This is a genomic window from Klebsiella sp. GG_Kp173, assembly GCF_040062415.1.
Classification (GTDB): Bacteria; Pseudomonadota; Gammaproteobacteria; order Enterobacterales; family Enterobacteriaceae; genus Klebsiella; species Klebsiella quasipneumoniae.
Genome location: NZ_JBEAFZ010000002.1, coordinates 119753 through 141217, shown reverse-complemented (window position 1 = coordinate 141217; position 21465 = coordinate 119753). Strand labels below are relative to the sequence as shown.

21 protein-coding genes are annotated in these 21465 nt (G+C 58.6%); 9 read left to right on the top strand and 12 right to left on the bottom strand.

What is annotated here, in order from left to right; all coding sequences use genetic code 11:
* Nucleotides 1-7: 7 nt before the first annotated feature.
* The 6 genes from potG to ABLU50_RS02560 form a co-directional block, all read right to left on the bottom strand.
* Nucleotides 8-1141 carry a putrescine ABC transporter ATP-binding subunit PotG gene (gene potG, locus ABLU50_RS02585; protein WP_002896370.1) on the bottom strand — a complete coding sequence of 378 codons (1134 nt, stop codon included), beginning with the start codon at nucleotides 1139-1141 and terminating at the stop codon, nucleotides 8-10.
* 161 nt (nucleotides 1142-1302) lie between these two features.
* The gene (gene potF / locus ABLU50_RS02580) at nucleotides 1303-2415 is read right to left on the bottom strand and encodes a spermidine/putrescine ABC transporter substrate-binding protein PotF (protein WP_004201329.1); all 1113 of its coding nucleotides are present in this window, start codon (nucleotides 2413-2415) and stop codon (nucleotides 1303-1305) included.
* A 348-nt stretch (nucleotides 2416-2763) separates the two neighbouring features.
* Nucleotides 2764-3243, bottom strand: coding sequence for a YbjN domain-containing protein (locus ABLU50_RS02575; protein ID WP_017899416.1), 480 nt, complete (start codon nucleotides 3241-3243; stop codon nucleotides 2764-2766).
* A gap of 88 nt (nucleotides 3244-3331) precedes the next feature.
* Complete coding sequence (gene rimK / locus ABLU50_RS02570; RefSeq protein ID WP_004201328.1) at nucleotides 3332-4234, bottom strand: 30S ribosomal protein S6--L-glutamate ligase; 903 nt, start codon at nucleotides 4232-4234, stop codon at nucleotides 3332-3334.
* A 114-nt stretch (nucleotides 4235-4348) separates the two neighbouring features.
* A complete protein-coding gene (gene nfsA, locus ABLU50_RS02565; protein WP_004201327.1) occupies nucleotides 4349-5071 on the bottom strand; it encodes a nitroreductase NfsA in 723 nt (240 codons plus the stop codon).
* A complete protein-coding gene (locus ABLU50_RS02560; RefSeq protein WP_004201326.1) occupies nucleotides 5055-5342 on the bottom strand; it encodes a YbjC family protein in 288 nt (95 codons plus the stop codon). The genes nfsA and ABLU50_RS02560 overlap by 17 nt, the downstream gene beginning before the upstream one ends.
* 202 nt (nucleotides 5343-5544) lie before the next feature.
* On the opposite strand from ABLU50_RS02560, the gene ABLU50_RS02555 reads away from it, so the two are divergent.
* On the top strand, nucleotides 5545-5808 hold the full coding sequence (locus ABLU50_RS02555) for a GrxA family glutaredoxin (protein WP_087832916.1): 264 nt from the start codon (nucleotides 5545-5547) through the stop codon (nucleotides 5806-5808).
* A gap of 6 nt (nucleotides 5809-5814) precedes the next feature.
* Here ABLU50_RS02555 and ybjM read toward each other — a convergent pair whose 3' ends face one another.
* The gene (gene ybjM / locus ABLU50_RS02550) at nucleotides 5815-6198 is read right to left on the bottom strand and encodes an inner membrane protein YbjM (protein WP_004201325.1); all 384 of its coding nucleotides are present in this window, start codon (nucleotides 6196-6198) and stop codon (nucleotides 5815-5817) included.
* 267 nt (nucleotides 6199-6465) lie between these two features.
* On the opposite strand from ybjM, the gene ABLU50_RS02545 reads away from it, so the two are divergent.
* Nucleotides 6466-8151 carry an aspartate:alanine antiporter gene (locus ABLU50_RS02545; RefSeq protein ID WP_004179131.1) on the top strand — a complete coding sequence of 562 codons (1686 nt, stop codon included), beginning with the start codon at nucleotides 6466-6468 and terminating at the stop codon, nucleotides 8149-8151.
* Nucleotides 8152-8329: 178 nt separating this feature from the next.
* Here ABLU50_RS02545 and ABLU50_RS02540 read toward each other — a convergent pair whose 3' ends face one another.
* Nucleotides 8330-8893, bottom strand: a complete 564-nt coding sequence (locus tag ABLU50_RS02540) for a TetR family transcriptional regulator (protein WP_087832915.1) — start codon at nucleotides 8891-8893, stop codon at nucleotides 8330-8332.
* 82 nt (nucleotides 8894-8975) lie between these two features.
* Here ABLU50_RS02540 and ABLU50_RS02535 point away from each other — a divergent pair, with 82 nt between their 5' ends.
* Both ABLU50_RS02535 and ABLU50_RS02530 read left to right on the top strand, forming a co-directional pair.
* Nucleotides 8976-10178 (top strand): MFS transporter, encoded by a 1203-nt coding sequence (locus ABLU50_RS02535; protein WP_017900139.1) that lies wholly within the window; start codon nucleotides 8976-8978, stop codon nucleotides 10176-10178.
* The gene (locus ABLU50_RS02530) at nucleotides 10178-10990 is read left to right on the top strand and encodes a Cof-type HAD-IIB family hydrolase (protein WP_017900140.1); all 813 of its coding nucleotides are present in this window, start codon (nucleotides 10178-10180) and stop codon (nucleotides 10988-10990) included. The genes ABLU50_RS02535 and ABLU50_RS02530 overlap by 1 nt, the downstream gene beginning before the upstream one ends.
* Before the next feature lie 38 nt (nucleotides 10991-11028).
* Here ABLU50_RS02530 and kdeA read toward each other — a convergent pair whose 3' ends face one another.
* Entirely contained in the window at nucleotides 11029-12261 is a 1233-nt protein-coding gene (gene kdeA, locus ABLU50_RS02525) for a multidrug efflux MFS transporter KdeA (RefSeq protein ID WP_023320039.1), read from the bottom strand.
* Nucleotides 12262-12587: 326 nt separating this feature from the next.
* Here kdeA and ybjG point away from each other — a divergent pair, with 326 nt between their 5' ends.
* The gene (gene ybjG, locus ABLU50_RS02520; RefSeq protein ID WP_048294431.1) at nucleotides 12588-13181 is read left to right on the top strand and encodes an undecaprenyl-diphosphate phosphatase; all 594 of its coding nucleotides are present in this window, start codon (nucleotides 12588-12590) and stop codon (nucleotides 13179-13181) included.
* Nucleotides 13182-13283: 102 nt separating this feature from the next.
* Nucleotides 13284-14042: a DNA-binding transcriptional repressor DeoR gene (gene deoR / locus ABLU50_RS02515; protein WP_348864524.1), complete on the top strand. Its 759-nt coding sequence runs from the start codon at nucleotides 13284-13286 to the stop codon at nucleotides 14040-14042.
* A gap of 39 nt (nucleotides 14043-14081) precedes the next feature.
* On the opposite strand, the gene dacC is transcribed toward deoR, so the two are convergent.
* On the bottom strand, nucleotides 14082-15284 hold the full coding sequence (gene dacC / locus ABLU50_RS02510) for a serine-type D-Ala-D-Ala carboxypeptidase (protein WP_004201290.1): 1203 nt from the start codon (nucleotides 15282-15284) through the stop codon (nucleotides 14082-14084).
* A 255-nt stretch (nucleotides 15285-15539) separates the two neighbouring features.
* Here dacC and ABLU50_RS02505 point away from each other — a divergent pair, with 255 nt between their 5' ends.
* Nucleotides 15540-16166 (top strand): glutathione S-transferase family protein, encoded by a 627-nt coding sequence (locus tag ABLU50_RS02505; protein WP_017900142.1) that lies wholly within the window; start codon nucleotides 15540-15542, stop codon nucleotides 16164-16166.
* Between the two features lie 2 nt (nucleotides 16167-16168).
* Here the strand turns inward: ABLU50_RS02505 and ABLU50_RS02500 are convergent, their stop codons facing one another.
* Together ABLU50_RS02500 and bssR are read right to left on the bottom strand one after the other, a co-directional pair.
* Entirely contained in the window at nucleotides 16169-17278 is a 1110-nt protein-coding gene (locus ABLU50_RS02500; protein WP_087832914.1) for a PQQ-dependent sugar dehydrogenase, read from the bottom strand.
* A 115-nt stretch (nucleotides 17279-17393) separates the two neighbouring features.
* Complete coding sequence (bssR, locus tag ABLU50_RS02495) at nucleotides 17394-17777, bottom strand: biofilm formation regulator BssR (RefSeq protein ID WP_004201285.1); 384 nt, start codon at nucleotides 17775-17777, stop codon at nucleotides 17394-17396.
* A gap of 376 nt (nucleotides 17778-18153) precedes the next feature.
* Between bssR and ABLU50_RS02490 the strand changes: the two genes are divergently transcribed.
* The gene (locus ABLU50_RS02490) at nucleotides 18154-19395 is read left to right on the top strand and encodes an oligosaccharide MFS transporter (protein ID WP_017900143.1); all 1242 of its coding nucleotides are present in this window, start codon (nucleotides 18154-18156) and stop codon (nucleotides 19393-19395) included.
* A 235-nt stretch (nucleotides 19396-19630) separates the two neighbouring features.
* Nucleotides 19631-20956 carry a 30S ribosomal protein S12 methylthiotransferase RimO gene (gene rimO, locus ABLU50_RS02485; RefSeq protein ID WP_048294427.1) on the top strand — a complete coding sequence of 442 codons (1326 nt, stop codon included), beginning with the start codon at nucleotides 19631-19633 and terminating at the stop codon, nucleotides 20954-20956.
* Nucleotides 20957-21465: the final 509 nt, after the last annotated feature.

Here is a 21465-nt window from a genome sequence, read left to right as displayed (position 1 = left end):
CCTCTCCTTACACCGTCAGTACAACGCAGCTGTCCGCATCCCAGCATAAACGCACCTCGTCACCCCAGGTGGGCGTCCCTTTCCGATGGCGGTGCTCATTCTGCAGCTGGGCGCTGATCATCTGCCCACTTTGCAGGCGCACATGATAGATAGAGAGATCCCCCAGATAGGCGATATGAATCACCTCGCCGACGGCAAAATTGTAACCATCCGCCGGCGGCTCATCGCACAGCATGATCTTCTCCGGACGCAGCGCCACCCATACCGGCACGTTGTCCACCACCGAGGCGTCGGGGTCAACCTTCAGCGGATGCATCAGGCCCGGCGAGCTCAGCACCAGGCCATCTTCGAGGCGCTCTTTCACCAATCCTTCAAAGACGTTCACCGAGCCGATGAACTCGGCGCTGTAGCGGGTGGTCGGGTGTTCGTAAATCTCTTCCGGTTCGCCAATCTGCACAAACTTGCCGCGGTTCATGATGGCGATACGGCCCGCCATGGTCATGGCCTCTTCCTGATCGTGGGTCACCATCACGCAGGTCACGCCAACGCGCTCAAGAATATCCACCACCTCCAGCTGCATGCGATCGCGCAGCTTTTTATCCAGCGCCCCCATCGGTTCGTCGAGCAGCAGCAGCTTAGGTCGTTTCGCCAGACTGCGCGCCAGCGCGACACGCTGGCGCTGGCCGCCAGAGAGCTGGTGCGGCTTACGTTTAGCAAACTCCTGCATGTGCACCAGAGCCAGCATCTCCTGCACCCGGGCGGTGATTTCCGCCTTCGGCAGACGATCCTGTTTCAGGCCGAAGGCGATATTCTGCTCAACGGTCATATGGGGAAACAGGGCGTAGGACTGGAACATCATATTGATAGGCCGCTGATAGGGCGGCACGCGCGCCAGATCCACGCCGTCGAGCATAATCTGTCCGGCGGTCGGTTGCTCAAAGCCCGCCAGCATGCGCAGCAGGGTCGATTTCCCGCAGCCTGATGCGCCCAGCAGAGCAAAAATTTCGCCTTTGTAAATAGTGAGACTGACATCGTCGACAGCATGCTGGCCGTCAAACGACTTGGTTAAGTTACGGATTTCCAGCAGCGGGGTCAGCGCTTTGGGGGCTTTCGCCTGTGGGCGGGGCATTACGTCGTTCAATCGGGTGCTCTCCGGCAAAAAAACGATCACCATATGGTCCGGTGCCATACTTCGTGCTTAACAGTGCATGTGCACCATCCTGGTGCTTCTGCTCGCCGGGCGCGCTGCCATTTCCCGGCGAGTGCCGTTCTGATTCGGCCCGCTTACCGGGCCGTCAGAGTTTATTTACCGCTCTTCACTTTGGTCCACGCGCGGGTACGCACGCGGTCGATCTTCGGATCCTGCACCTTCAGCGTGAACAGTTTGGCGAACACATCCGCTGGCGGATAAATCGCCGGGTTGTTACGGATAGTCTCGCTGACCAGCGGCGTGGAAGCCTTGTTGCCGTTGGCGTAGAACACCTGGTCGCTGATTTTGGCGATCACATCCGGGCGCATCAGATAGTTAAGGAACTGATAGGCCTCATCTTTATTTTTGGCATCGGCCGGCATGGCAAAGACGTCAAAGAACGCCAGCGCGCCCTCTTTCGGAATAAAGTAAGAGACGTTGACGCCGTTCTTGGCCTCTTTCGCACGGTTTGCCGCCTGCCAGACGTCCCCTGCCCAGCCGATCGCCACGCAGATGTCGCCATTGGCGAGGTCGTTAATATATTGCGAAGAGTGGAAGTAGCGGATGTTCGGCCGCAGCTTCAGCAGCAGATCGGTAGCCGGACCGGTGTAATCATTCGCTTTGCTGCTGTTCGGATCCTTGCCAAGGTAGTTCAGCACAGTGGCGAAAATCTCTTCCGGCGCGTCGAGGAAGGAGACGCCGCAGCTTTTCAGTTTTTCAAGGTTCTCCGGCTTCAGCACCAGATCCCAGCTGTCCACCGGCGCATCTTTGCCGAGGACGGCTTTCACTTTATCCACGTTATAGCCAATGCCCGTCGTCGCCCACAGGTAAGGCATAGCGTATTTATTATCCGGGTCATGTTTGGCGACCAGCTTCAGCACTTCGGGATCAAGGTTCTTCCAGTTCGGCAGCTTGCTCTTATCCAGCGGCTGGAACACCCCCGCCGCCAGCTGGCGCTCAAGGAAGCTTGCCGACGGCACCACCAGATCGAAACCGGTGCTGCCGGCCATCAATTTGCCTTCCAGCACTTCATTGGAATCAAAAACGTCATACACGACTTTAATCCCGGTCTCTTTTTCGAAATTGGCCACGGTGTCCGGCGCAATATAATCAGACCAGTTATAGACATGCAGGGTTTTTTGTTCGGCGGCGAGCGAACCGGCAGAGACGGCCATCAGCGCACCCGTAACCAGACCTGTTAACCATTTTTTACCAAAGGCGGTCATATCTCTTTTCCTTCTCAACGCCCGTTAACTTACGGGCTCAAATATACGCATTTCTACGCATGCAAAAATCATGCATATTTTTTCATTGCCTGAGAAAAGGAGAGCGGATCTCTCCCGGAGTGGTTGCTCGCAACTGGAAGCATCGCCAGAATAACTGTAGCCAGAATAAGAGGCTATAGCCCAGGTAAAAAAACGCCTTTTATCAAATTTTTATGCAGTAACGGTCTACGTGATAAGCCAAAACGGCCTGAATGGCGGTGAATAATGCTTTAAAGAAAGGTTAAATACAGAATAAAAGCGGGTAATACGCAGCCGCTGCGGTAGTGGCTGCGCTAATTTTAGGCAGGTTTAGTGAAGAAAATGGTATTGCACGTTTTCCGCGGCCGGCTCTTCTTCTTCGCCTTTGTACAACAGCTGATTGGCGCCGGCTTCGAGGATCACCATCGAGATCTGCTCCTCGCTTTGGCGGAAGAACCAGGCGAACTGCTCCATGGTCACCCCAGGACCGATAGACAGCGACTGACAGACCACCAGCTTGGGCAAATTATCGTCCTGAATGTCGATAAATGCCTTCACGGTTAACGAGCTGGCGTTGATGGCCGAGAGATCCGCTGACAGCGCCAACAGAGCAGTCGGCTTCACCTCCGCCAGGGCGGAAAAGAGCACCACGTTGTCCACCAGGTCAATTTTGGCATCAAAAATACCGTCGAAATTCTGCATATGCGGCAGGTGCAATGCCTGGCAGGAATCGCACTCAAAAAAGCTGATGCCGATCTCATCCAGCCAGCGACGTAGCGTATCCAGACCCGGTACGACCAGTGAATCCATAGTGCCTGTGACCTCTTACAGTGGAAAAACGACGCCATAGCTTACGCAAAAAAAGCGCCGCATACCATGACAGTCTTGCATCCGGCGGTTAGCCGCCTATTTTCAAACAGAATTCCGGTGTCGCCTGGCGCTCGATCCAGGCGATCATCCTGCTGGCGATGTCCACACCGGAGGTGGTTTCCACCCCTTCCAGCCCGGGCGAGGCATTTACCTCCATCACCAGCGGCCCGCGGGTGGCGCGTAAAATATCGACACCGGCGACGTCCAGCCCCAGGGTTTGCGTCGCCTTGATGGCGATGGCCCGCTCCTCGTCGCTAATCTGCGCCACCGAGGCCATGCCGCCGCGGTGCAGGTTAGAGCGAAAATCGCCTTCTTTCGCCCGCCGTTCGATCGCCGCCACCACCTCATTGCCGACCACCAGGCAGCGAATATCGCAGCCTTTCGCCTCGGCAATGTACTCCTGCACCAGGATGTGGGCGTTCAGCCCGCGAAAGGCGTCTATCACGCTCTCCGCCGCCTGACGGGTCTCCGCCAGCACCACGCCGATCCCCTGGGTGCCCTCCACCAGCTTCACCACCAGCGGCGCGCCGCCGACCATGGCGATCAGATCGCTGGTGTCATCGGGGGAGTGAGCGATGCCGGTCAGCGGCAGATCGATGCCCTGGCGCGCCAGCAGCTGCAGCGAGCGAAGCTTATCGCGAGCGCGGGTAATAGCGACCGATTCGTTCAGCGGATAGCTTCCCAGGAGCTCAAACTGTCGCAGGGCCGCGGTGCCATAGTAAGTGATCGCTGAGCCAATGCGCGGGATCACCGCATCAAAGTGCGGCAGCTGGCGACCTTTGTAGTGGATCGACGAGGCCACCGGACTGACGTTCATATAACAGGAAAGCGGATCGAGGATCTCGACCTGATGCCCGCGCTGTTGCGCCGCTTCGCGCAGGCGTCGACATGAATAAAGCGTTCCATCCCGGGATAATATGGCAATTTTCATCCTGCACCTCTGCAAAAAGACCCGCTCTGGCGGGCCTCAGCTATCGAACACATTTTCACCTTTCCTGCCGCCAGCGGTGGATACCGCCTGGCCGGAGCAGCAGTGTACACGTAATCAGCGCGTTGCCCACCCCTGCTTATGCAGATAGTCGAGAATAAACGGACGACTCTCTTTCACGATAGTGCGACGGATATGATCGCTCCAGGTATCGCGGCGGGCGTTGCTGCCGCGCGACAGATAATAGTGCGCCAACTGGTCGTCATACTCCGCCAACAGCGCGTTATCCAGCGGCTGATAGCGGTTCTCATGCACCAGCATGGCGGCCGGCATCCGCGGCTTGATGTCCGGGTTATCCGCCGGCCAGCCAAGGCAGAGGCCGAACAGCGGCAGGACGTGCTTTGGCAGCTCCAGCAGCTCGGTCACCGCCTCGATGCTGTTGCGCAACCCGCCGATATAGACGCCGCCCAGCCCGAGGGACTCGGCGGCGGTCAGCGCGTTCTGCGCCAGCAGCGCCGTATCGACAACGCCGATCAGCAGCTGTTCCGCCAGCCCCAGCTCCGCCTGCGGGCAGATCTGCAGGTGGCGATTAAAGTCGGCGCAGAAGACCCAAAACTCCGCCGCCTGGGCGACATGCTGCTGGCCGCCGGTCAGCGGGACCAGACGTTCACGCAGGGCCGGGTCAGTAATACGGATGATGGAGGTGCACTGTAAAAAACTCGAGGTAGATGCCGCTTGCGCGCTGGCGATAATCGCCGCGCGCTGTTCGTCGCTCACGGGCGCATCGGTGAAGTGGCGGATAGAACGGTGGCTGCGCAGCAGCTCAATGGTCGGCGTCATTTCGTTTTTCTCTGTCAGACAAGGATTCAGGCTCAGGAGAGTGGGTTAACTGCGGGGCCACGATCTGCGCCATCCGCCACATCACGACGATGGCGGCAGGGATCATCAGCACGATCCCGGCAAAGAGCATCACCAGCGCCGCGGTCGGGCTGGCAATGGGCGCAGGCAACTGGACATACTGGTTAAGCGAGAGCCAGGCGAGGGTTAACAGCCCCATCCCGAGGATCTCAACCAGCAGAATGCTTTTCGGCAACGGGGCAAATTTTCGCATCACGCCTCTCCGGTTGATAAACGCAACGCGCCAGCCAATGCCGCCGCGCCGCCGGGTCAGTATACGGGTTTTGATAGTAAGACATTTATCAAACATAGCCGTAAACCATCGAAGCAAGAGGCAGAACCTGCTTTCCCTCACCGGCCAATGCAGGCATCATAAGCGCCATTCGCCATCCGGCTGAGGTTTAAGGAGAGAAGCAATGTTTACCGTTATTTTTGGTCGTCCAGGCTGCCCTTACTGTGTTCGCGCCAAAGAGCTGGCCGAAAAACTGACCAACGAGCGTGATGATTTTAACTACCGTTACGTGGATATTCACGTCGAAGGCATCAGCAAAGCTGACCTGGAAAAAACCGTCGGCAAACCGGTTGAAACCGTACCGCAGATTTTCGTCGACCAGAAACACATCGGCGGTTGCACCGATTTCGAAGCCTGGGCGAAAGAGAACCTTGGCCTGTTTGCCTGAGTAAATTTATTTGCTCGATGAATGACTGCGCCAGGTATCAAGCCAGGCGCAGATAAACAAAAAGCACAACGCCCCCAGCGCACACCAGAACACCGCGCTCAGTACCCACGCCATCTCCTGCCAGAACGTCCGGTGCGTGACGAAAAACAGCCGCATCGTCACCATACAGACCGGCGCCGCCAGCATCGCGCCGAGCAAAGGACGCAGCACCCGCCGACCGGGAGAGAGACAGCTCGCCGCCGCTCCTGGCAGCAAAAAGAAGAGCAGGCCCAGCTCCGGGTTGCCGCTGGCGCGAAAGGCCCCTTTCATATGTAACAACAACGATAAGCACACCACAATGAACAGAACGAAGCCACAGATAATGCCGGCCCAACTACGCTCAGATTTCACCGTATCCTCCTGATGTTGCCTCTAACTCACGTCCACGTCGCCCAGTCAGATAAAGCATTTCGGCAATCCATGCCAATAACTCCCCTGCCAGCCTGAAAACGATTGTCACTAGCCGCCGCATCCAGGAAGGATTAAACTAGCGGGTATATTTTTGCTGGTTATAACAGGGTGCCAGAATAGGTTCGCGACAACGCGAACGCCTGAGCAACCTTAGACCAAATAACCATTTCCTTCAACAACTTACTAGTAAACGAGAAGTTGGCTTTCGTGAATATAAACGTCGCAGATTTGTTAAACGGGAATTACATCCTGTTATTATTCGTTGTACTTGCATTAGGACTATGCCTGGGAAAACTGCGTCTCGGCTCAGTACAACTTGGTAATTCCATTGGCGTTTTAGTCGTTTCTCTATTATTAGGTCAGCAGCATTTCGCGATTAACACCGATGCCCTTAATCTCGGCTTTATGCTGTTTATTTTTTGCGTCGGCGTGGAAGCCGGTCCTAACTTTTTTTCGATTTTTTTCCGTGACGGGAAAAACTATCTGATGCTGGCGCTGGTGATGGTCGGCAGCGCGATGCTGATCGCCATGGTGCTGGGTAAAGTGTTCGGCTGGGATATCGGGCTCACCGCCGGTATGCTGGCGGGGGCGATGACCTCCACCCCGGTGCTGGTGGGCGCGGGGGACACTCTGCGCCATTTCGGCCTGCCCAGCGATCAGCTGGCGCAGTCGCTTGACCATCTGAGCCTCGGCTATGCCCTGACCTACCTGGTTGGTCTGGTGAGCCTCATCGTCGGCGCCCGCTATATGCCCAAGCTGCAGCATCAGGATCTGCAGACCAGCGCCCAGCAAATCGCCCGCGAGCGCGGCCTCGATACCGATTCCAAACGTAAAGTTTACCTGCCGGTGATCCGCGCCTATCGCGTCGGCCCGGAGTTGGTGGCATGGGCCGATGGCAAAAATCTGCGCGAGCTGGGCATTTATCGCCAGACCGGCTGCTATATCGAACGCATCCGCCGCAACGGCATTCTGGCCAACCCGGACGGCGACGCGGTGCTGCAGATGGGCGACGATATTGCGCTGGTGGGCTACCCGGACGCGCACGCTCGCCTCGACCCGAGCTTCCGCAACGGTAAAGAGGTGTTCGACCGCGATCTGCTCGACATGCGCATCGTCACCGAAGAGATTGTGGTCAAAAACCACAACGCCGTCGGCCGCCGCCTGGCGCAACTCAAGCTCACCGACCACGGCTGCTTCTTAAACCGGGTTATTCGCAGCCAGATCGAGATGCCTATCGACGACAACGTGGTGCTGAACAAAGGCGACGTGCTGCAGGTCAGCGGCGACGCCCGCCGCGTGAAGACCGTTGCCGATCGCATCGGCTTTATCTCCATTCACAGCCAGGTGACCGACCTGCTGGCCTTCTGCGCCTTCTTTATCGTCGGCCTGATGATCGGCATGATCACCTTCCAGTTCAGCTCCTTCAGCTTCGGCATCGGCAACGCCGCGGGCCTGCTGTTCGCCGGCATCATGCTTGGCTTCCTGCGCGCCAACCACCCAACCTTCGGCTATATCCCGCAGGGGGCGCTGAACATGGTGAAAGAGTTTGGCCTGATGGTGTTTATGGCCGGGGTCGGGCTCAGCGCCGGGGCCGGGATCAATAACGGGCTGGGCGCCGTCGGCGGCCAGATGCTGGCGGCAGGGCTTATCGTCAGCCTGGTGCCGGTGGTGATCTGCTTCCTGTTTGGCGCCTATGTGCTGCGCATGAACCGGGCGATGCTGTTCGGCGCCATGATGGGGGCGCGCACCTGCGCCCCGGCGATGGAGATCATTAGCGATACCGCGCGCAGCAACATTCCGGCGCTCGGCTATGCGGGCACCTACGCTATCGCCAACGTGCTGCTCACCCTCGCCGGGACGCTCATCGTGATCATCTGGCCGGGGCTACAATAAATTTTTTGCGAAAAAAGCCGCCACAGGCAGAACTTTTTCTCAGGGCATCAGTCATAAGTAATGCCACTGCTTTTCTTTGATGTCCCCATTTTGTGGAGCCCATCAACCCCGCCACTTCGGTTCAAGGTTGATGGGTTTTTTGTTGCCTGCGTTTAGCCATTCCGGGTGAAACGCCGCCTCAGCACTCCTCTTCCTGCGCCCTCTCCCCCGCCAGCTGCCCGACCATCATGCGGATCGCCGCCTTCGACAGCGGCGCACGGTCGGTGACAAAGTGCAGGGTCATCCCTTCAATAAAGGCGTCGAGGCCGCGGGCGGTGTCGGGGGCAAACCACTGCTCCAGCGTCTGCTGGCTGCGCCGCATCCAGTTCCGCATCACCGCCTTCAGCGCTGGCTGGCTGCTACAGAACGCATACAGCTGGTACATCAGCTCCATATTGCGCGCCGTGGTCACCTGGGCGCTGAAGATCAGCTCCGCGATGGCATCGCAGGCTTGTTGCCGGTTCGCTACCCCGGCGAAGCTTTGCTGATACTGCGCCGACATCTCGGCGGTAAACAGGCTGAACGCCTCCTCGATCAGCGCCTCGATGCCGCTGAAATAGTAGGTCAGCGACCCCAGCGGCACATTCGCGCAGGTGGCGATTTTACGGTGCGTCACCGCATGGACGCCGTGCGCCGCGATGGTGTCCAGCGTCGCCTGCAGGATGCGCTCGCGGCGCTGCGGATCGTTCGGTCTACGGGCCATGATTTTCCTCTTCCGGTTTATGTACAAATGTACACATGCTTGCTACTGTTGTCTTCACTCTTCTCCTTTAAGGCGTTTACGGATGACGACGCAATCTTCGCGCAGAGCACTCCAGCTTCGACTGTGGGCGCTGTTTATGTTCTTTTTCATCCCCGGCTTGTTAATGGCCTCCTGGGCCACCCGCACGCCGGCGATACGCGATCTGCTGGCGCTTTCTACCGCAGAGATGGGCGTCGTGCTGTTTGGCCTGTCGGTGGGGTCGATGAGCGGTATTCTCTGCTCGGCGTGGCTGGTGAAGCGCTTCGGCACCCGCAAGGTCATCCGCACCACCATGTCCTTCGCCGTACTCGGCATGCTGGTGCTCAGCCTGGCGCTGTGGCTTGCCTCCGCCCCGCTGTTCGCCTTCGGTCTGGCCATCTTTGGCGCCAGCTTTGGCTCGGCAGAGGTCGCCATTAACGTCGAAGGCGCGGCGGTTGAGCGGGAGATGAATAAAACGGTGCTGCCGATGATGCACGGCTTCTACAGCTTTGGCACCCTGTTCGGCGCCGGGGTGGGCATGGCGGTGACCGGGTTCGGCCTTCCCGCCGCCCCGCATATCCTGGCGGCCGCGCTGGTGGCCATCCTGCCCATCGCCATTGCTATCCGCGCCATTCCGGAGGGTACCGGTAAAAATGCCGCCGAAGCCGCCCACGGCGAGGCGAAAGGTCTGCCGGTATGGCGCGATGCGCAGCTGCTGCTTATCGGTGTCATCGTCCTGGCGATGGCCTTCGCCGAAGGCTCAGCCAATGACTGGCTGCCGCTGCTGATGGTGGACGGCCACGGCTTTAGCCCCACCTCCGGCTCGCTGATCTATGCCGGCTTCACCCTCGGCATGACGCTGGGCCGCTTTACCGGCGGCTGGTTTATCGATCGCTACAGCCGGGTGACGGTGGTTCGTGGCAGCGCGGTGATGGGCGCTCTGGGCATTGGCCTGATTATCTTCGTCGACAACCCCTGGGTGGCGGGCATTTCGGTGCTGCTGTGGGGCATTGGCGCCTCGCTCGGCTTCCCGTTGACCATCTCCGCCGCCAGCGATACCGGTCCGGATGCCCCTAAGCGCGTCAGCGTGGTGGCGATTACCGGGTATCTTGCTTTCCTCGTCGGGCCGCCGCTGCTGGGCTTCCTCGGCGAGCATTTCGGCCTGCGCAGCGCCATGATGGTGGTGCTGGGCCTGGTGATGGTGGCGGCGCTGGTCGCCCGCGCGGTGGCTAAGCCACAGTCTGAACCCGTTATGGAGAACAGCTAATGAGCATCAAACTGATTGCGGTGGATATGGACGGCACCTTTTTAAGCGATGCCAAAACTTACAACCGGCCGCGCTTCCTCGCCCAGTATCAGCGAATGCGCGAGCAAAACATTCGCTTCGTGGTCGCCAGCGGCAACCAGTACTACCAGCTGATCTCCTTCTTCCCGGAGATCGCCCACCAGATCGCCTTCGTGGCGGAAAACGGCGGCTGGGTGGTGAGCGACAATGAAGACGTCTTCAACTGCCAGCTGCCGGTTCACCATTTCAACGCCGTGGTCGACCATCTGCAGACGCTGCCGAATATCGAAATCATCGCCTGCGGGAAGCGCAGCGCCTACACCCTCAACCGCTACAACGACGCGCTGAAGACGGTGGCGGCGAAGTATTATCACCGCCTTGAACTGGTGGATGATTTTAACCATCTCGATGACACCATCCTCAAATTTGGTCTCAACGTGCCGGACCGCCTGATCCCGGAGATTCAGCCGAAGCTGCACGCGGCGCTGGGGGACATGGTGACCGCGGTAGCCACCGGCTACGGTAGCATCGACTTAATTATCCCGGGGGTGCACAAAGCCAACGGCCTGCGTATTTTGCAGCAGCGCTGGGGTATTGAAGATCACGAGGTGGTGGCGTTCGGCGACAGCGGCAACGATATCGAAATGCTGCAGCACGCCGGATTTGGCTTCGCCATGGCCAACGCCCGGGAAGACGTCAAAGCCGTCGCCCGCTATCACGCGCCGCACAATAACGAAGAGGGTGTTCTGCAGATTATCGATAAGGTATTGGATCGCGAAGCGCCATTCGCCTGATAAGACCCGGATGCGAGCGCATCCGGGTTTTCAACCGGTTATCCCTGCTGCGAATTGCCGACGCTTTTATCTTTCAGGAAGTAGATCATCAGCCCCAGCCACAGTACCCCGCCCAACAGGTTAAACAGGCTGAACAGCCCGTTGCCGCCGAGCTCGTAAGCATGTTTGCTGAGCTCGATGCCGACGGTGAAGATCAGCATCTGCAGCATCCCCATCGCCGCCGAAACCGTGCCTTTGCTCATTTCGCTGGCGAACAGGGTTAAGCGCACCAGGCCGGCGTTCGCCAGGCCAATCCCGAAGGCGTAGAAGCTCAGACCGGCGGTCATCCACAGATAGGCGTGGGAAGAGACCACCGTCGCCGCCGCGGAGAGGAGCAGGCCAAACAAGATAGGCCAGCCGCCCATGATAATCAGCGAGCGCACGGTACGGCGCGAAGTCAGGCGCGCCAGCACCAGGTTGCCGGCAATCAGCGCGCCGAAAATCGGCACCTGCAGCATGCCATACTCATAGCTTGTCGCCTGTTCGCCGCTGATAATAATCACCGGCGACTGGGCGATCCACGCCAGCAGCGGCAGGCTGACAAAGCCGGTAGCCAGCGCGCCGGCGACGAAGCGCAGGTTCTTCAGCACCAGCCGATAGTCGCGGCCCAGCTCTTTGACCGACAGCTTTTCACCCAGTCGCGTCGCGGTTTCCGGCATCGCCCGCTGCAGGCCGACAAACGAGATAGCCGCCAGCACGGCGAACAGCACGAACATCATCTCCCACGGCAGGATATGCACCCAGGCGGCGCCCACCAGCGGCCCCAGCAGCGGGGCAATCAGCGCCACGTTGGCCATCAGGGCGGTGATTTTAATACACACCGCCTCCTCAAAGGACTCCTGGATCGCCGCGTAGCCGACCGCGCCGATAAAGCACAGGCTGATCCCCTGCAGGAAGCGCAGCAGGGTGAACTGTTCAATGGTCTGCGCCAGCAGCGTCGCCAGGCAGGTGACGATAAACCACACCACCCCGGTCAACATCACCGGACGGCGGCCAATACGGTCCGACAGCGGCCCCAGCAGCCACTGTAGAAACATGCCGCCGGCCAGATAAGCGGTCATCGAGGTGGGTACCCACTCGTTGCCCACCTGAAATTCCTGAACCACGGCCAGCATACCCGGCTGGATCATATCGTTGCCGATATAGGTGGAAAACTCGTACAGCACCAGACATAGCGGGAACAGCAGCGCCTGCCTTCCGAGGCGGCGACCTGAAAGCGAATAATTTTGCATGAAATCTCTTATCTATCAAAAATCGCGCAAAGTGTAATGAAACTCCCGGCGCGGAGATAGTGAATTGTGGGTGACACCGCACAATATTGCGAGTTTCGCGCCAGCGTCAGGGCTCGTCTTAGCAATTCACTCTGCGTATATATTCCGTTTATGTTTCAGCCATGTGACAAAGGATATACTGACGCTTTTCAGGGGGTTAGCGCCGCACCTCAGAAGGCGACATTTCTTAACAACCTGATATTTAAGACAATACTGCTTTATCTCCGCACCGCTTTTATTTAGGGTAGGCGGCTTATTTGCTATCGGACCAACGAGCCTGGAAGTCTATGCTGGAAAATATTAACTACGCGCTGTTCGCCCTGCTCAACGCGACCCCGGCCTCGCCGCAGTGGGCCATTGAGGTGGCGATTTTCATCGCTAAAGATCTGATTCTGATCGTACCCCTGCTGGTGGTGACCTTGTGGCTGTGGGGGCCTGCCCAGCGGCAGATGGTGTTTAAGCTGATGCTGGCGCTGACCATCAGCCTGACCGTCTCATGGGCGATCGGCCACCTCTATCCGCACGATCGGCCGTTTGTCGCTGGCGTGGGCTATAACTTCCTGCACCACGCGGCGGACGATTCCTTCCCCAGCGACCACGGCACCGTCAGCTTTACCTTTGCCCTGGCCTTCCTGTTCTGGCACCGCGTCTGGTCCGGCGCCCTGCTGATGGCCCTTGCCGCCGCCATCGCGTGGTCCCGCGTCTATCTCGGCGTCCACTGGCCGCTGGACATGGTCGGCGGCCTGCTGGCCGGGATGTGCGGCTGTCTTGGCGCGGCGCTAATCTGGCATACTGTCGGCTCGGCGCTGTACCGTCAGCTGCAGCGCCTCTATCGCCTCTGCTTCTCCCTGCCGATCCGCAAAGGCTGGGTGCGCGGCTAAACGCCGACCGTCGCGGCGGCGACCGCGTGACTAACCCGCAAGCGACAGGTAAAATCCCGCTAACGACCTGCCTCCGCAGGGCGATTTTAGCGCAGAGGGAATATGGAAACTCGCCGTGACGAACGCATCAGTCAGCTCATTCAGGCACTCAAGCGCAGCGATAGGCTGCATCTGAAAGAAGCGGCCTCCCTGCTCGGGGTGTCGGAAATGACCATTCGTCGCGACCTCAACGGCCACAGCGGTCCGGTCGTGCTGCTCGGCGGATACATTGTGCTGGAGCCGCGCAGCGCCACCCATTACCTGCTCAGCGACCAAAAAACCCGGCTGGTCGAAGAAAAACGCCGTGCCGCCCGCCATGCGGCCGCGCTGCTGGAGGCCCATCAGATGGCCTTCTTCGACTGCGGGACCACCACCCCGTGGATCATCGACGCCATTGACGACGCCCTGCCCTTCACCGGCGTCTGCTACTCCCTGAACACCTTTCTGGCCCTGCAGGAAAAGCCCCAGTGCCGCGCGGTCCTGTGCGGTGGGGAATTTCATGCCAGCAACGCGATTTTTATGCCGCTGAGCCTTGAGGATACCCTCAGCCATCTGAGCCCTGACATCGCCTTTTACTCGGCGGCGGGCATTGACTGCGAGCAAGGGGCAACCTGCTATAACCTGGAGGAACTGCCGGTCAAGCACTGGGCGATGCGACACGCGCGCTACCACGTGCTGGTGGTAGACCACAGCAAGTTTGGCAAAGTGCGTCCGGCGCGCATGGGGGCGTTAGCAAAGTTTGATGTGATCGCCAGCGATATCTGCCCGGATGACGAGCTGGTCGCGCTGGCGAAGGCGCAGCAGATTTCGCTGCTGTACTGAACATGAACGGACCGCGCCCCGCCGGGCGCGGTCATGACATCAGGAGAACCAGCTGCCGAACCAGCCGTGCAATTTCATCAGTACGAAGTCGATCATTCGGCTGAAGAAGCCACCTTCTTTCACCGGCTCCATGACGATCAGCGGGCGCTGCTCGATGGTTTTATCATTCAGCTTAAAGTCGATAGTCCCGACCACCTGCCCCTTCTCCAGCGGCGCGGTAAGCTGCGGCTGGTTTAAGGTGTAGCTGGCTTTCAGGTTTTTCAGCTGCCCCTTCGGCAGGGTGATAGAGCCCGCTTCGCCAGCCCCCAGTTTCGCTTCGCTGCTGTCGCCAAACCACACGCGCTGAGTGACGAAGGTGGCATCCGGTTTAATCGGCGTCACGGTTTCATAGAAGCGGAAGCCCCAGGTCAGCAGTTTTTCTGACTCGTTAAAACGAATGCGGTCGGTTTTGGTCCCCAGCACCACGGCAATCAGACGCATATCGCCCTGCGTGGCCGAAGAAACCAGGTTATAGCCGGCTCCGGCGGTGGTCCCGGTTTTCACACCATCGGCATTGAGGTTGGTGCTCCACAGCAGACGGTTACGGTTTGGCTGACGAATTTTATTAAAGGTGAACTCTTTCTCTTTATGTACCGCGTACTCTTCCGGTACATCGTGGATCATCGCTTTGGTCAACAACGCCATATCGCGAGCGGTACTGAACTGCCCCGGCGCATCAAGGCCGTGAACGGTCATAAAGGTGGTGTTGGTCAGCCCCATTTTTTTGGCGTAGCCGTTCATCAGGCTGACGAAAGCATCCTGGCTGCCCGCCACGTAGTCCGCAATGGCAATGCTGGCGTCGTTACCGGACTGAATGATGACCCCTTTGTTCAGATCTTCCACGGAAACCTGCATGCCGGGCTTGAGGAACATCACCGATGAGCCGCGCAGCGCCGGGTTGCCGGTCGCCCAGGCATCGCGCCCGACGGTCACCATATCGGTCAGTTTAATTTTTCCCGCTTTTATCGCCTGCCCCACCACGTAGCTGGTCATGATCTTCGTCAGACTGGCCGGGTCGAGTTTTTCATCGGCATTGCCTTCGCTCAGCACCTTCCCGCTGGCGTAGTCCATCAGGATCCAGGCGCGAGCGTCAATCGAAGGGGCGTCGGGGAGTTGTTCTGCAGCCTGCACCGCAGGTGCGACAAGAAATAACAGCGCGCAACCTGCCGCGAGGCCGCGAAGGGAAAAAGCGTCATGCATCATAAGAGCCACCCAAGTATCCTTTCCAAACAAAATATGCCGCGCCACTCTGACCGCGCCGCAGCAACCGGTGAGTAAAGCGTACAAATGACCTTAAAGAAACAGCGAGTTGGTAAAGTTTTTAAAGTTTACGCAATAACATGCCGCCGTGCTTTAATCAGAACAATTTTTTTGATCGTGATTGCCTAAATATTAACTTTATCCCAACATGATCGCCGATCGCGCTGCAACGGCAGTGAAACAAACTCAGGAGCGAAAATGATTACACTGTGGGGACGTAATAATTCGACCAACGTGAAGAAAGTGCGCTGGGTGCTGGAGGAGCTGGATCTGCCGTATGAGCAGATCCTCGCCGGGCTGGAGTTTGGTCTCAATCATGACCCGGAATATCTGGCGATGAACCCCAACGGGCTGGTGCCGCTGTTAAAGGACGATGCCACCGGGGTGGTGTTGTGGGAATCAAATACGATTATTCGCTACCTTGCCGCCCAGTATGGCGTTGACCGTCTGTGGCTGGCCGCGCCGGCGCAGCGCGCGCAAGGCGAAAAGTGGATGGACTGGTCCAACGGCACCCTCTCTCCCGCTCATCGCCCGGTGTTAATGGGCCTGGTGAGGACGCCGCCGGAGCAACGCGACCCGGCGGCGATCGCCGCGGGGATCAGCGCCTGCGAAGCGCTATTCGCCATGCTGGATGACGAACTGGCCAAAATGCCGTGGCTCTCTGGCGAGCAGTTCGGCCTTGGCGATATTGCCGTCGCCCCCTTCGTCTACAACCTGTTGTCGATCCTCGACAGCTGGCAACCGCGGCCCCATCTGCAGCGCTGGTATCAGCAGATTAGCCAGCGTCCCGCCTGGCGCGAAGTGGTGCAGATCCCGGTCACCTGACGCTACTTCTCCGGACTCAGCCGCAATAGCTCGCCGTTAGACTCGTCGGTTAACACATACAGATAGCCGTCGGGTCCCACGCGAACGTCGCGGATGCGTTTCCCGCGCGCCTCCAGCAGGCGCCCCTCCTCGCGGACCTGATTGCCGTCCACCGCCAGAACAATCAGCGACGTCTCCTTCAGCGCGCCGATAAACAGCTTATGTTGCCACTGGGGAAAGGTCTGCGCCGCGTAGAAGGCCATCCCGCTTACCCCGGGTGAGACCGGCCAGACATACAGGGGAGGCTCGGTTCCCGGAACCGTTTTGCCCCTGGCCTCCGGAATGGGCAGGCCGCTGTAGTTAATGCCGTGCGTCGCCAGCGGCCAGCCGTAGTTTTTTCCCGCCTGCGGGATATTAATTTCATCCCCGCCGCGCGGGCCGTGCTCGTTCAGCCACAGCGCCCCGCTCCACGGATTTATCGCCATCCCCTGCGGGTTGCGGATGCCGTAGGCCCAGATCTCCGGCCTCACGTCGGCCCGGCCAACAAAGGGATTATCCGGCGGCACACCCCCGTTCTCCGTCAGGCGGACCACTTTTCCCTGCAGCTTGTCGAGATCCTGAGCGGTGGGACGCTGATTGTTCTCCCCGAGGCCAATAAAGAGATGCCCTTTGCCGTCAAACACCAGCCGGCCGCCAAAATGATTGCCGATGGAGAGTTTCGGCTGCTGGCGAAACACCACGGTGAAATTCGTCAGTTGGGTGGCATCCTGGCTCAACTGCCCGTAGCCCACCGCGGTGCCCGCTTTGCCGCTGGCGTCGCTTTCCGCATAGCTTAGCCACACCCGCCGCGACTGCGCGAAATCCGGTGCCAGCGCCACGTCCAGTAAGCCCCCCTGGCCGTTGGCCCACACCTGCGGCACGCCGGCTATCGGCGCCGACAGGCCTTTACCCGGCTGCCAGCGCTTGAGCTCGCCGCCACGCAGGGTAATCAACATGCCCTGGTCGCCGGGGAGAAATGCCAGGCTCCACGGATGGGCCAGCCGGTTCTGCAATACCTCCACCCGCGCCGCGGCCTGGCTCAGGGCCGGCAGCGACAGGGCGCTCAATAGCAACAGCAGCGGGATCGGACGCATGGCATTCTCCTTTCGTCAGCTCTGCGCTAAAGGGTAGCCAGCGGGGAAATTTGCGCGGGGATTTTTACATAACCTTTAACAGGGGAAGCATCCACTTCCCCTGGGTTTCAGCCGATCAGGCATGAGGAATTGGCGACAATTTATTCAATTTATGAATATTTGAAGTCAATCCTGTCAGACAGCGTTCTAGCTTCTCTACGTTAACAGCGATGTACAGCGGACAATCATGATGCCCGCTCATCAGGCATACTGCAGCGGCGGCGACGGACTCGCCGGCCAAACGAAGGGCATCCTTTTCCTCCGGTGAAATGACATGCTGCAGGCGCGGCGCCTGGGCACGCATTTCACGGCAAAGCTCAAACAAGTTTTCACGCAGATGGTCATTTTCGCTGACTGACATGTAGCCTTTGGCCTTCCGCAGCTGCAGATAGGCGTCAATATCGATATTGGCGTTAATGAGCTTCTGCAAAAGGTGGCGGTATAGTCTGTCAACGGTCATCACGGTTCCTCCTCTGTCGTCCTTTACCCTATCCATAATACGGTTATTTTTTGTACAAAATGATGCGCCAGGTCAATTATTCCCAAGACTTTAACACCCTTTACAATTTGACAACTCTGCCGCTTTGTCAGGTCTATAACAAAATAAATGTAATACGGTCACATTTAATTTCGCAAAGAAACAAAATCGCCTTCATCGCCATTAAGTGGCCAAATAGTGCTGCAATGATCACATTATATCGCAGACGCTATTGCATGATCGTCAGCCCGAGTGCCATAACAAATCATTAATGTAATACGTATAACATTTAATAAAAACAGCGACCTCGGCCGCGGTTCGCTGATAATCTCTCTGACCGTTTGCAAGGAACTGAACCATGACGCCCGGTAAAAGAAACTACCTTCTGTTGAGTCTATTCGATTTCCTCTACCTGTTCGCCTGGTCGTCGACCATGGCTTTCTTTGTCATTTGGACCACCCAGCATCTTGGCATCAGCGCCACGAAAACCGGCCTGCTCTACTCGGTAAACGCCTTTATCGCCCTGCTAATGCAGCCTTTCTTCGGCTTTATTTCCGACAAGTTCGGCCTGAAAAAACGGCTTATTTGGCTGCTGGTGACCCTGCTCCTGCCGGTAGGCCCCTTCTTTATCTACGTTTACGCGCCGCTGCTGATGCACAGCTTCTGGATTGGCGCGCTGCTGGGGGGGATCTATCTGGGGATCATCTTTAACTCCGGCTGCGGGGTGATCGACTCTTATATCGATAAGATTTCCCGCCGCTACCAGTTCGAATACGGTCGGGTGCGGATGTGGGGCTCGTTAGGCTGGGCGGCCGCGGCCTGGATCGTCGGTAAATATATCGACAGCAATCCCAATCTGGCCTTCTGGCTCGCCAGCCTCGCCATCGTCATCGCCGCCGTCTGCTTTATGCTGACCAAAATCGAATTAACCGACGCCGATGTAGCGCGAAGCGAATCGCTGAAGGTCTCCCATGCCCTCGAGCTGGCGAAGAATGGTCAGTTCTGGATGTTGCTGCTCTTTACCCTGTTCGTCACGCAGATTTATGACACCTACGATCAGCAGTTTGCCCAGTACTTCTCGCAACAGTTCCCGACGCCGGAGGAAGGCAACCGCTGGTATGGGATCCTCGCCTCCATTCAGGTGTGCGGCGAAACGCTGTTCTTATGCCTGATGCCGTGGTTTGTTAACCGGACCGGCGCCAAGTGGGCGCTGATCATTGCCGGGCTGATCATGTCGGTACGTATTGTTGGTTCGGCGGTGCCTCTTGGCCCGGTGTGGATTGGCGCAGTAAAAATGATGCATGCCCTGGAGAAACCGTTAATTCTGGTGTCGGTCTTTAAATTCATCGCCGCCAACTTCGACCACAAGCTCTCTTCGACAGTCTATTTACTGGTGCTGTTTGTCGCCTCGATCGCCACCGCCATTTACTCCCCGCTGGCTGGCTATCTGTACGATACCATTGGCTTCGCCGACACCTATCTGATCCTCGGCGGCATCGCCGGGCTCTTTACTTTGATCTCTGTCTTCACGCTGCAGGATAAGCGCGAGCCGAAAAAGCCCGGCGCCGCCCCCTCCGGAGCCGTCACCCCGGCGCAATAAGTTTCTGCCCGGCAGCAACGCCGGGCGTGAATCGCCGCCTGCGCGCACGGCTTGCCGGAAGCGTTTCCCGCCCCTCTGCTCCGGGGCGTGCGGGATCCGCTTTAGCGGCAGGGGCATGAAAGGCAGGGCTGGGTGCGCTTTTTCACCATTAACCGTGACGGAGCTATACTCTTTTTCGCAAAGATCTGTAGAATTCCTGCCCTGACCATTCCAATAATTGAACACTTTTTAAGCTATGAGCAATGTCACGCACCAGCCGAAAATCGGCTTCGTCTCCCTGGGCTGCCCGAAAAACCTCGTGGACTCAGAGCGTATCCTGACCGAACTGCGCACCGAAGGTTATGACGTCGTCCCTACCTACGACAACGCCGATATGGTGATCGTTAATACCTGCGGCTTTATCGACAGCGCTGTGCAGGAATCGCTGGAAGCGATCGGCGAAGCGTTGAAAGAGAACGGCAAGGTGATCGTCACCGGCTGTCTCGGCGCAAAAGAGGATCAGATCCGTGAAGTGCACCCGAAGGTGCTGGAGATCACCGGTCCGCACAGCTATGAGCAGGTGCTGGAGCACGTCCACCACTATACGCCAAAGCCGAAGCACAACCCGTTCCTGAGCCTGGTGCCGGAACAGGGCGTTAAGCTGACGCCGCGCCACTACGCCTACTTAAAAATTTCTGAAGGCTGCAACCATCGCTGCACCTTCTGCATTATTCCGTCCATGCGCGGCGACCTGGTGAGCCGTCCGATTGGCGAAGTGCTGGCGGAAGCCAAACGCCTCGCTGACGCTGGCGTGAAAGAGCTGCTGGTGATTTCGCAGGACACCTCCGCATACGGCGTCGACGTCAAGCACCGCACTGGTTTCCACAACGGTATGCCGGTGAAGACCAGCATGGTCAGCCTGTGCGAAGAGCTGGCGAAGCTCGGCATCTGGGTGCGCCTGCACTATGTCTACCCGTACCCGCACGTTGACGATGTGATCCCGCTGATGGCAGAAGGCAAAATTCTGCCGTACCTCGATATTCCGCTGCAGCACGCCAGCCCGCGCATCCTGAAGCTGATGAAGCGTCCAGGTTCCGCTGACCGTCAGCTGGCGCGCATCAAGCAGTGGCGTGAAATCTGCCCGGATCTGACCCTGCGCTCCACCTTTATCGTGGGCTTCCCGGGGGAAACGGAAGAAGATTTCCAGATGCTGCTCGACTTCCTGAAAGAGGCGCGTCTCGACCGCGTCGGCTGCTTCAAGTACAGCCCGGTTGAAGGCGCCACTGCCAATGAGCTGGCGGACCAGGTGCCGGAAGAGGTGAAAGAGGAGCGCTGGAACCGCTTTATGCAGCTGCAGCAGCAGATCTCTGCCGAGCGTCTGCAGGAAAAAGTGGGTCGCGAAATCCTGGTGCTGGTGGATGAAGTTGATGAAGAAGGCGCCATTGGCCGCAGCATGGCCGACGCCCCGGAAATCGACGGCGCGGTCTACCTGAACGGCGAAACCGGCGTCAAGCCGGGCGACGTGGTGCGGGTGAAAGTCGAGCACGCCGACGAATACGACCTGTGGGGAACCCGGGTCTAGTCCAGCTTCCCGGATAGCGGCTTAGCGCATTCCCCGGCCTACGGGGTTCTCCCGTAGGCTCCCCCTCCAGGCCCGCGCAAGCGCAGCGCTGCCGGGCAAGCGTTGATGACCTTCCAGGCAACCCTGTTGCGCCGTTATTTTGCCGGGTGGCGCTACGCTTACCCGGCCTACGGGGTCCAGTCCCAATATGTGAATCGCCGCCGGACATGGGGCCGCTGAAACTGCCGGTGCTGGCGGCCTCAACATCGCTGAGACGTTCCCGGAAGGCCGGGGCAGCCAACATGGATGCGGGCTGAGGGCCGTGTTTTGCACGGACGCTGCCTCGGCCCGACCCGCAGCCTGCAGGGATAAGTCGAAGGCACCACGCAGTGGCGATGTTGCTGGCCGGAGCCCGGGGTACAGGGGGCGGCGGCGACTGGCCGCCCCCTGTGCGCTCCCTGCGCGATGAGAGACATAACGCAGAAGATTAACCGGGAGCGCAATGTGCGCTGAAGCCACAAATAATATAA

What these genes read in the sequence shown, in the direction of transcription:
- potF (WP_004201329.1), bottom strand. Translation starts at nt 2,415, where the DNA reads ATGACCGCCTTTGGTAAAAAATGGTTAACAGGTCTGGTTACGGGTGCG.
- ABLU50_RS02575 (WP_017899416.1), bottom strand. Translation starts at nt 3,243, where the DNA reads ATGGATTCACTGGTCGTACCGGGTCTGGATACGCTACGTCGCTGGCTG.
- rimK (WP_004201328.1), bottom strand. Translation starts at nt 4,234, where the DNA reads ATGAAAATTGCCATATTATCCCGGGATGGAACGCTTTATTCATGTCGA.
- nfsA (WP_004201327.1), bottom strand. Translation starts at nt 5,071, where the DNA reads ATGACGCCGACCATTGAGCTGCTGCGCAGCCACCGTTCTATCCGCCAC.
- ABLU50_RS02560 (WP_004201326.1), bottom strand. Translation starts at nt 5,342, where the DNA reads ATGCGAAAATTTGCCCCGTTGCCGAAAAGCATTCTGCTGGTTGAGATC.
- ABLU50_RS02555 (WP_087832916.1), top strand. Translation starts at nt 5,545, where the DNA reads ATGTTTACCGTTATTTTTGGTCGTCCAGGCTGCCCTTACTGTGTTCGC.
- ABLU50_RS02540 (WP_087832915.1), bottom strand. Translation starts at nt 8,893, where the DNA reads ATGGCCCGTAGACCGAACGATCCGCAGCGCCGCGAGCGCATCCTGCAG.
- ABLU50_RS02535 (WP_017900139.1), top strand. Translation starts at nt 8,976, where the DNA reads ATGACGACGCAATCTTCGCGCAGAGCACTCCAGCTTCGACTGTGGGCG.
- ABLU50_RS02530 (WP_017900140.1), top strand. Translation starts at nt 10,178, where the DNA reads ATGAGCATCAAACTGATTGCGGTGGATATGGACGGCACCTTTTTAAGC.
- kdeA (WP_023320039.1), bottom strand. Translation starts at nt 12,261, where the DNA reads ATGCAAAATTATTCGCTTTCAGGTCGCCGCCTCGGAAGGCAGGCGCTG.
- ybjG (WP_048294431.1), top strand. Translation starts at nt 12,588, where the DNA reads ATGCTGGAAAATATTAACTACGCGCTGTTCGCCCTGCTCAACGCGACC.
- deoR (WP_348864524.1), top strand. Translation starts at nt 13,284, where the DNA reads ATGGAAACTCGCCGTGACGAACGCATCAGTCAGCTCATTCAGGCACTC.
- dacC (WP_004201290.1), bottom strand. Translation starts at nt 15,284, where the DNA reads ATGATGCATGACGCTTTTTCCCTTCGCGGCCTCGCGGCAGGTTGCGCG.
- ABLU50_RS02505 (WP_017900142.1), top strand. Translation starts at nt 15,540, where the DNA reads ATGATTACACTGTGGGGACGTAATAATTCGACCAACGTGAAGAAAGTG.
- ABLU50_RS02500 (WP_087832914.1), bottom strand. Translation starts at nt 17,278, where the DNA reads ATGCGTCCGATCCCGCTGCTGTTGCTATTGAGCGCCCTGTCGCTGCCG.
- bssR (WP_004201285.1), bottom strand. Translation starts at nt 17,777, where the DNA reads ATGACCGTTGACAGACTATACCGCCACCTTTTGCAGAAGCTCATTAAC.
- ABLU50_RS02490 (WP_017900143.1), top strand. Translation starts at nt 18,154, where the DNA reads ATGACGCCCGGTAAAAGAAACTACCTTCTGTTGAGTCTATTCGATTTC.
- rimO (WP_048294427.1), top strand. Translation starts at nt 19,631, where the DNA reads ATGAGCAATGTCACGCACCAGCCGAAAATCGGCTTCGTCTCCCTGGGC.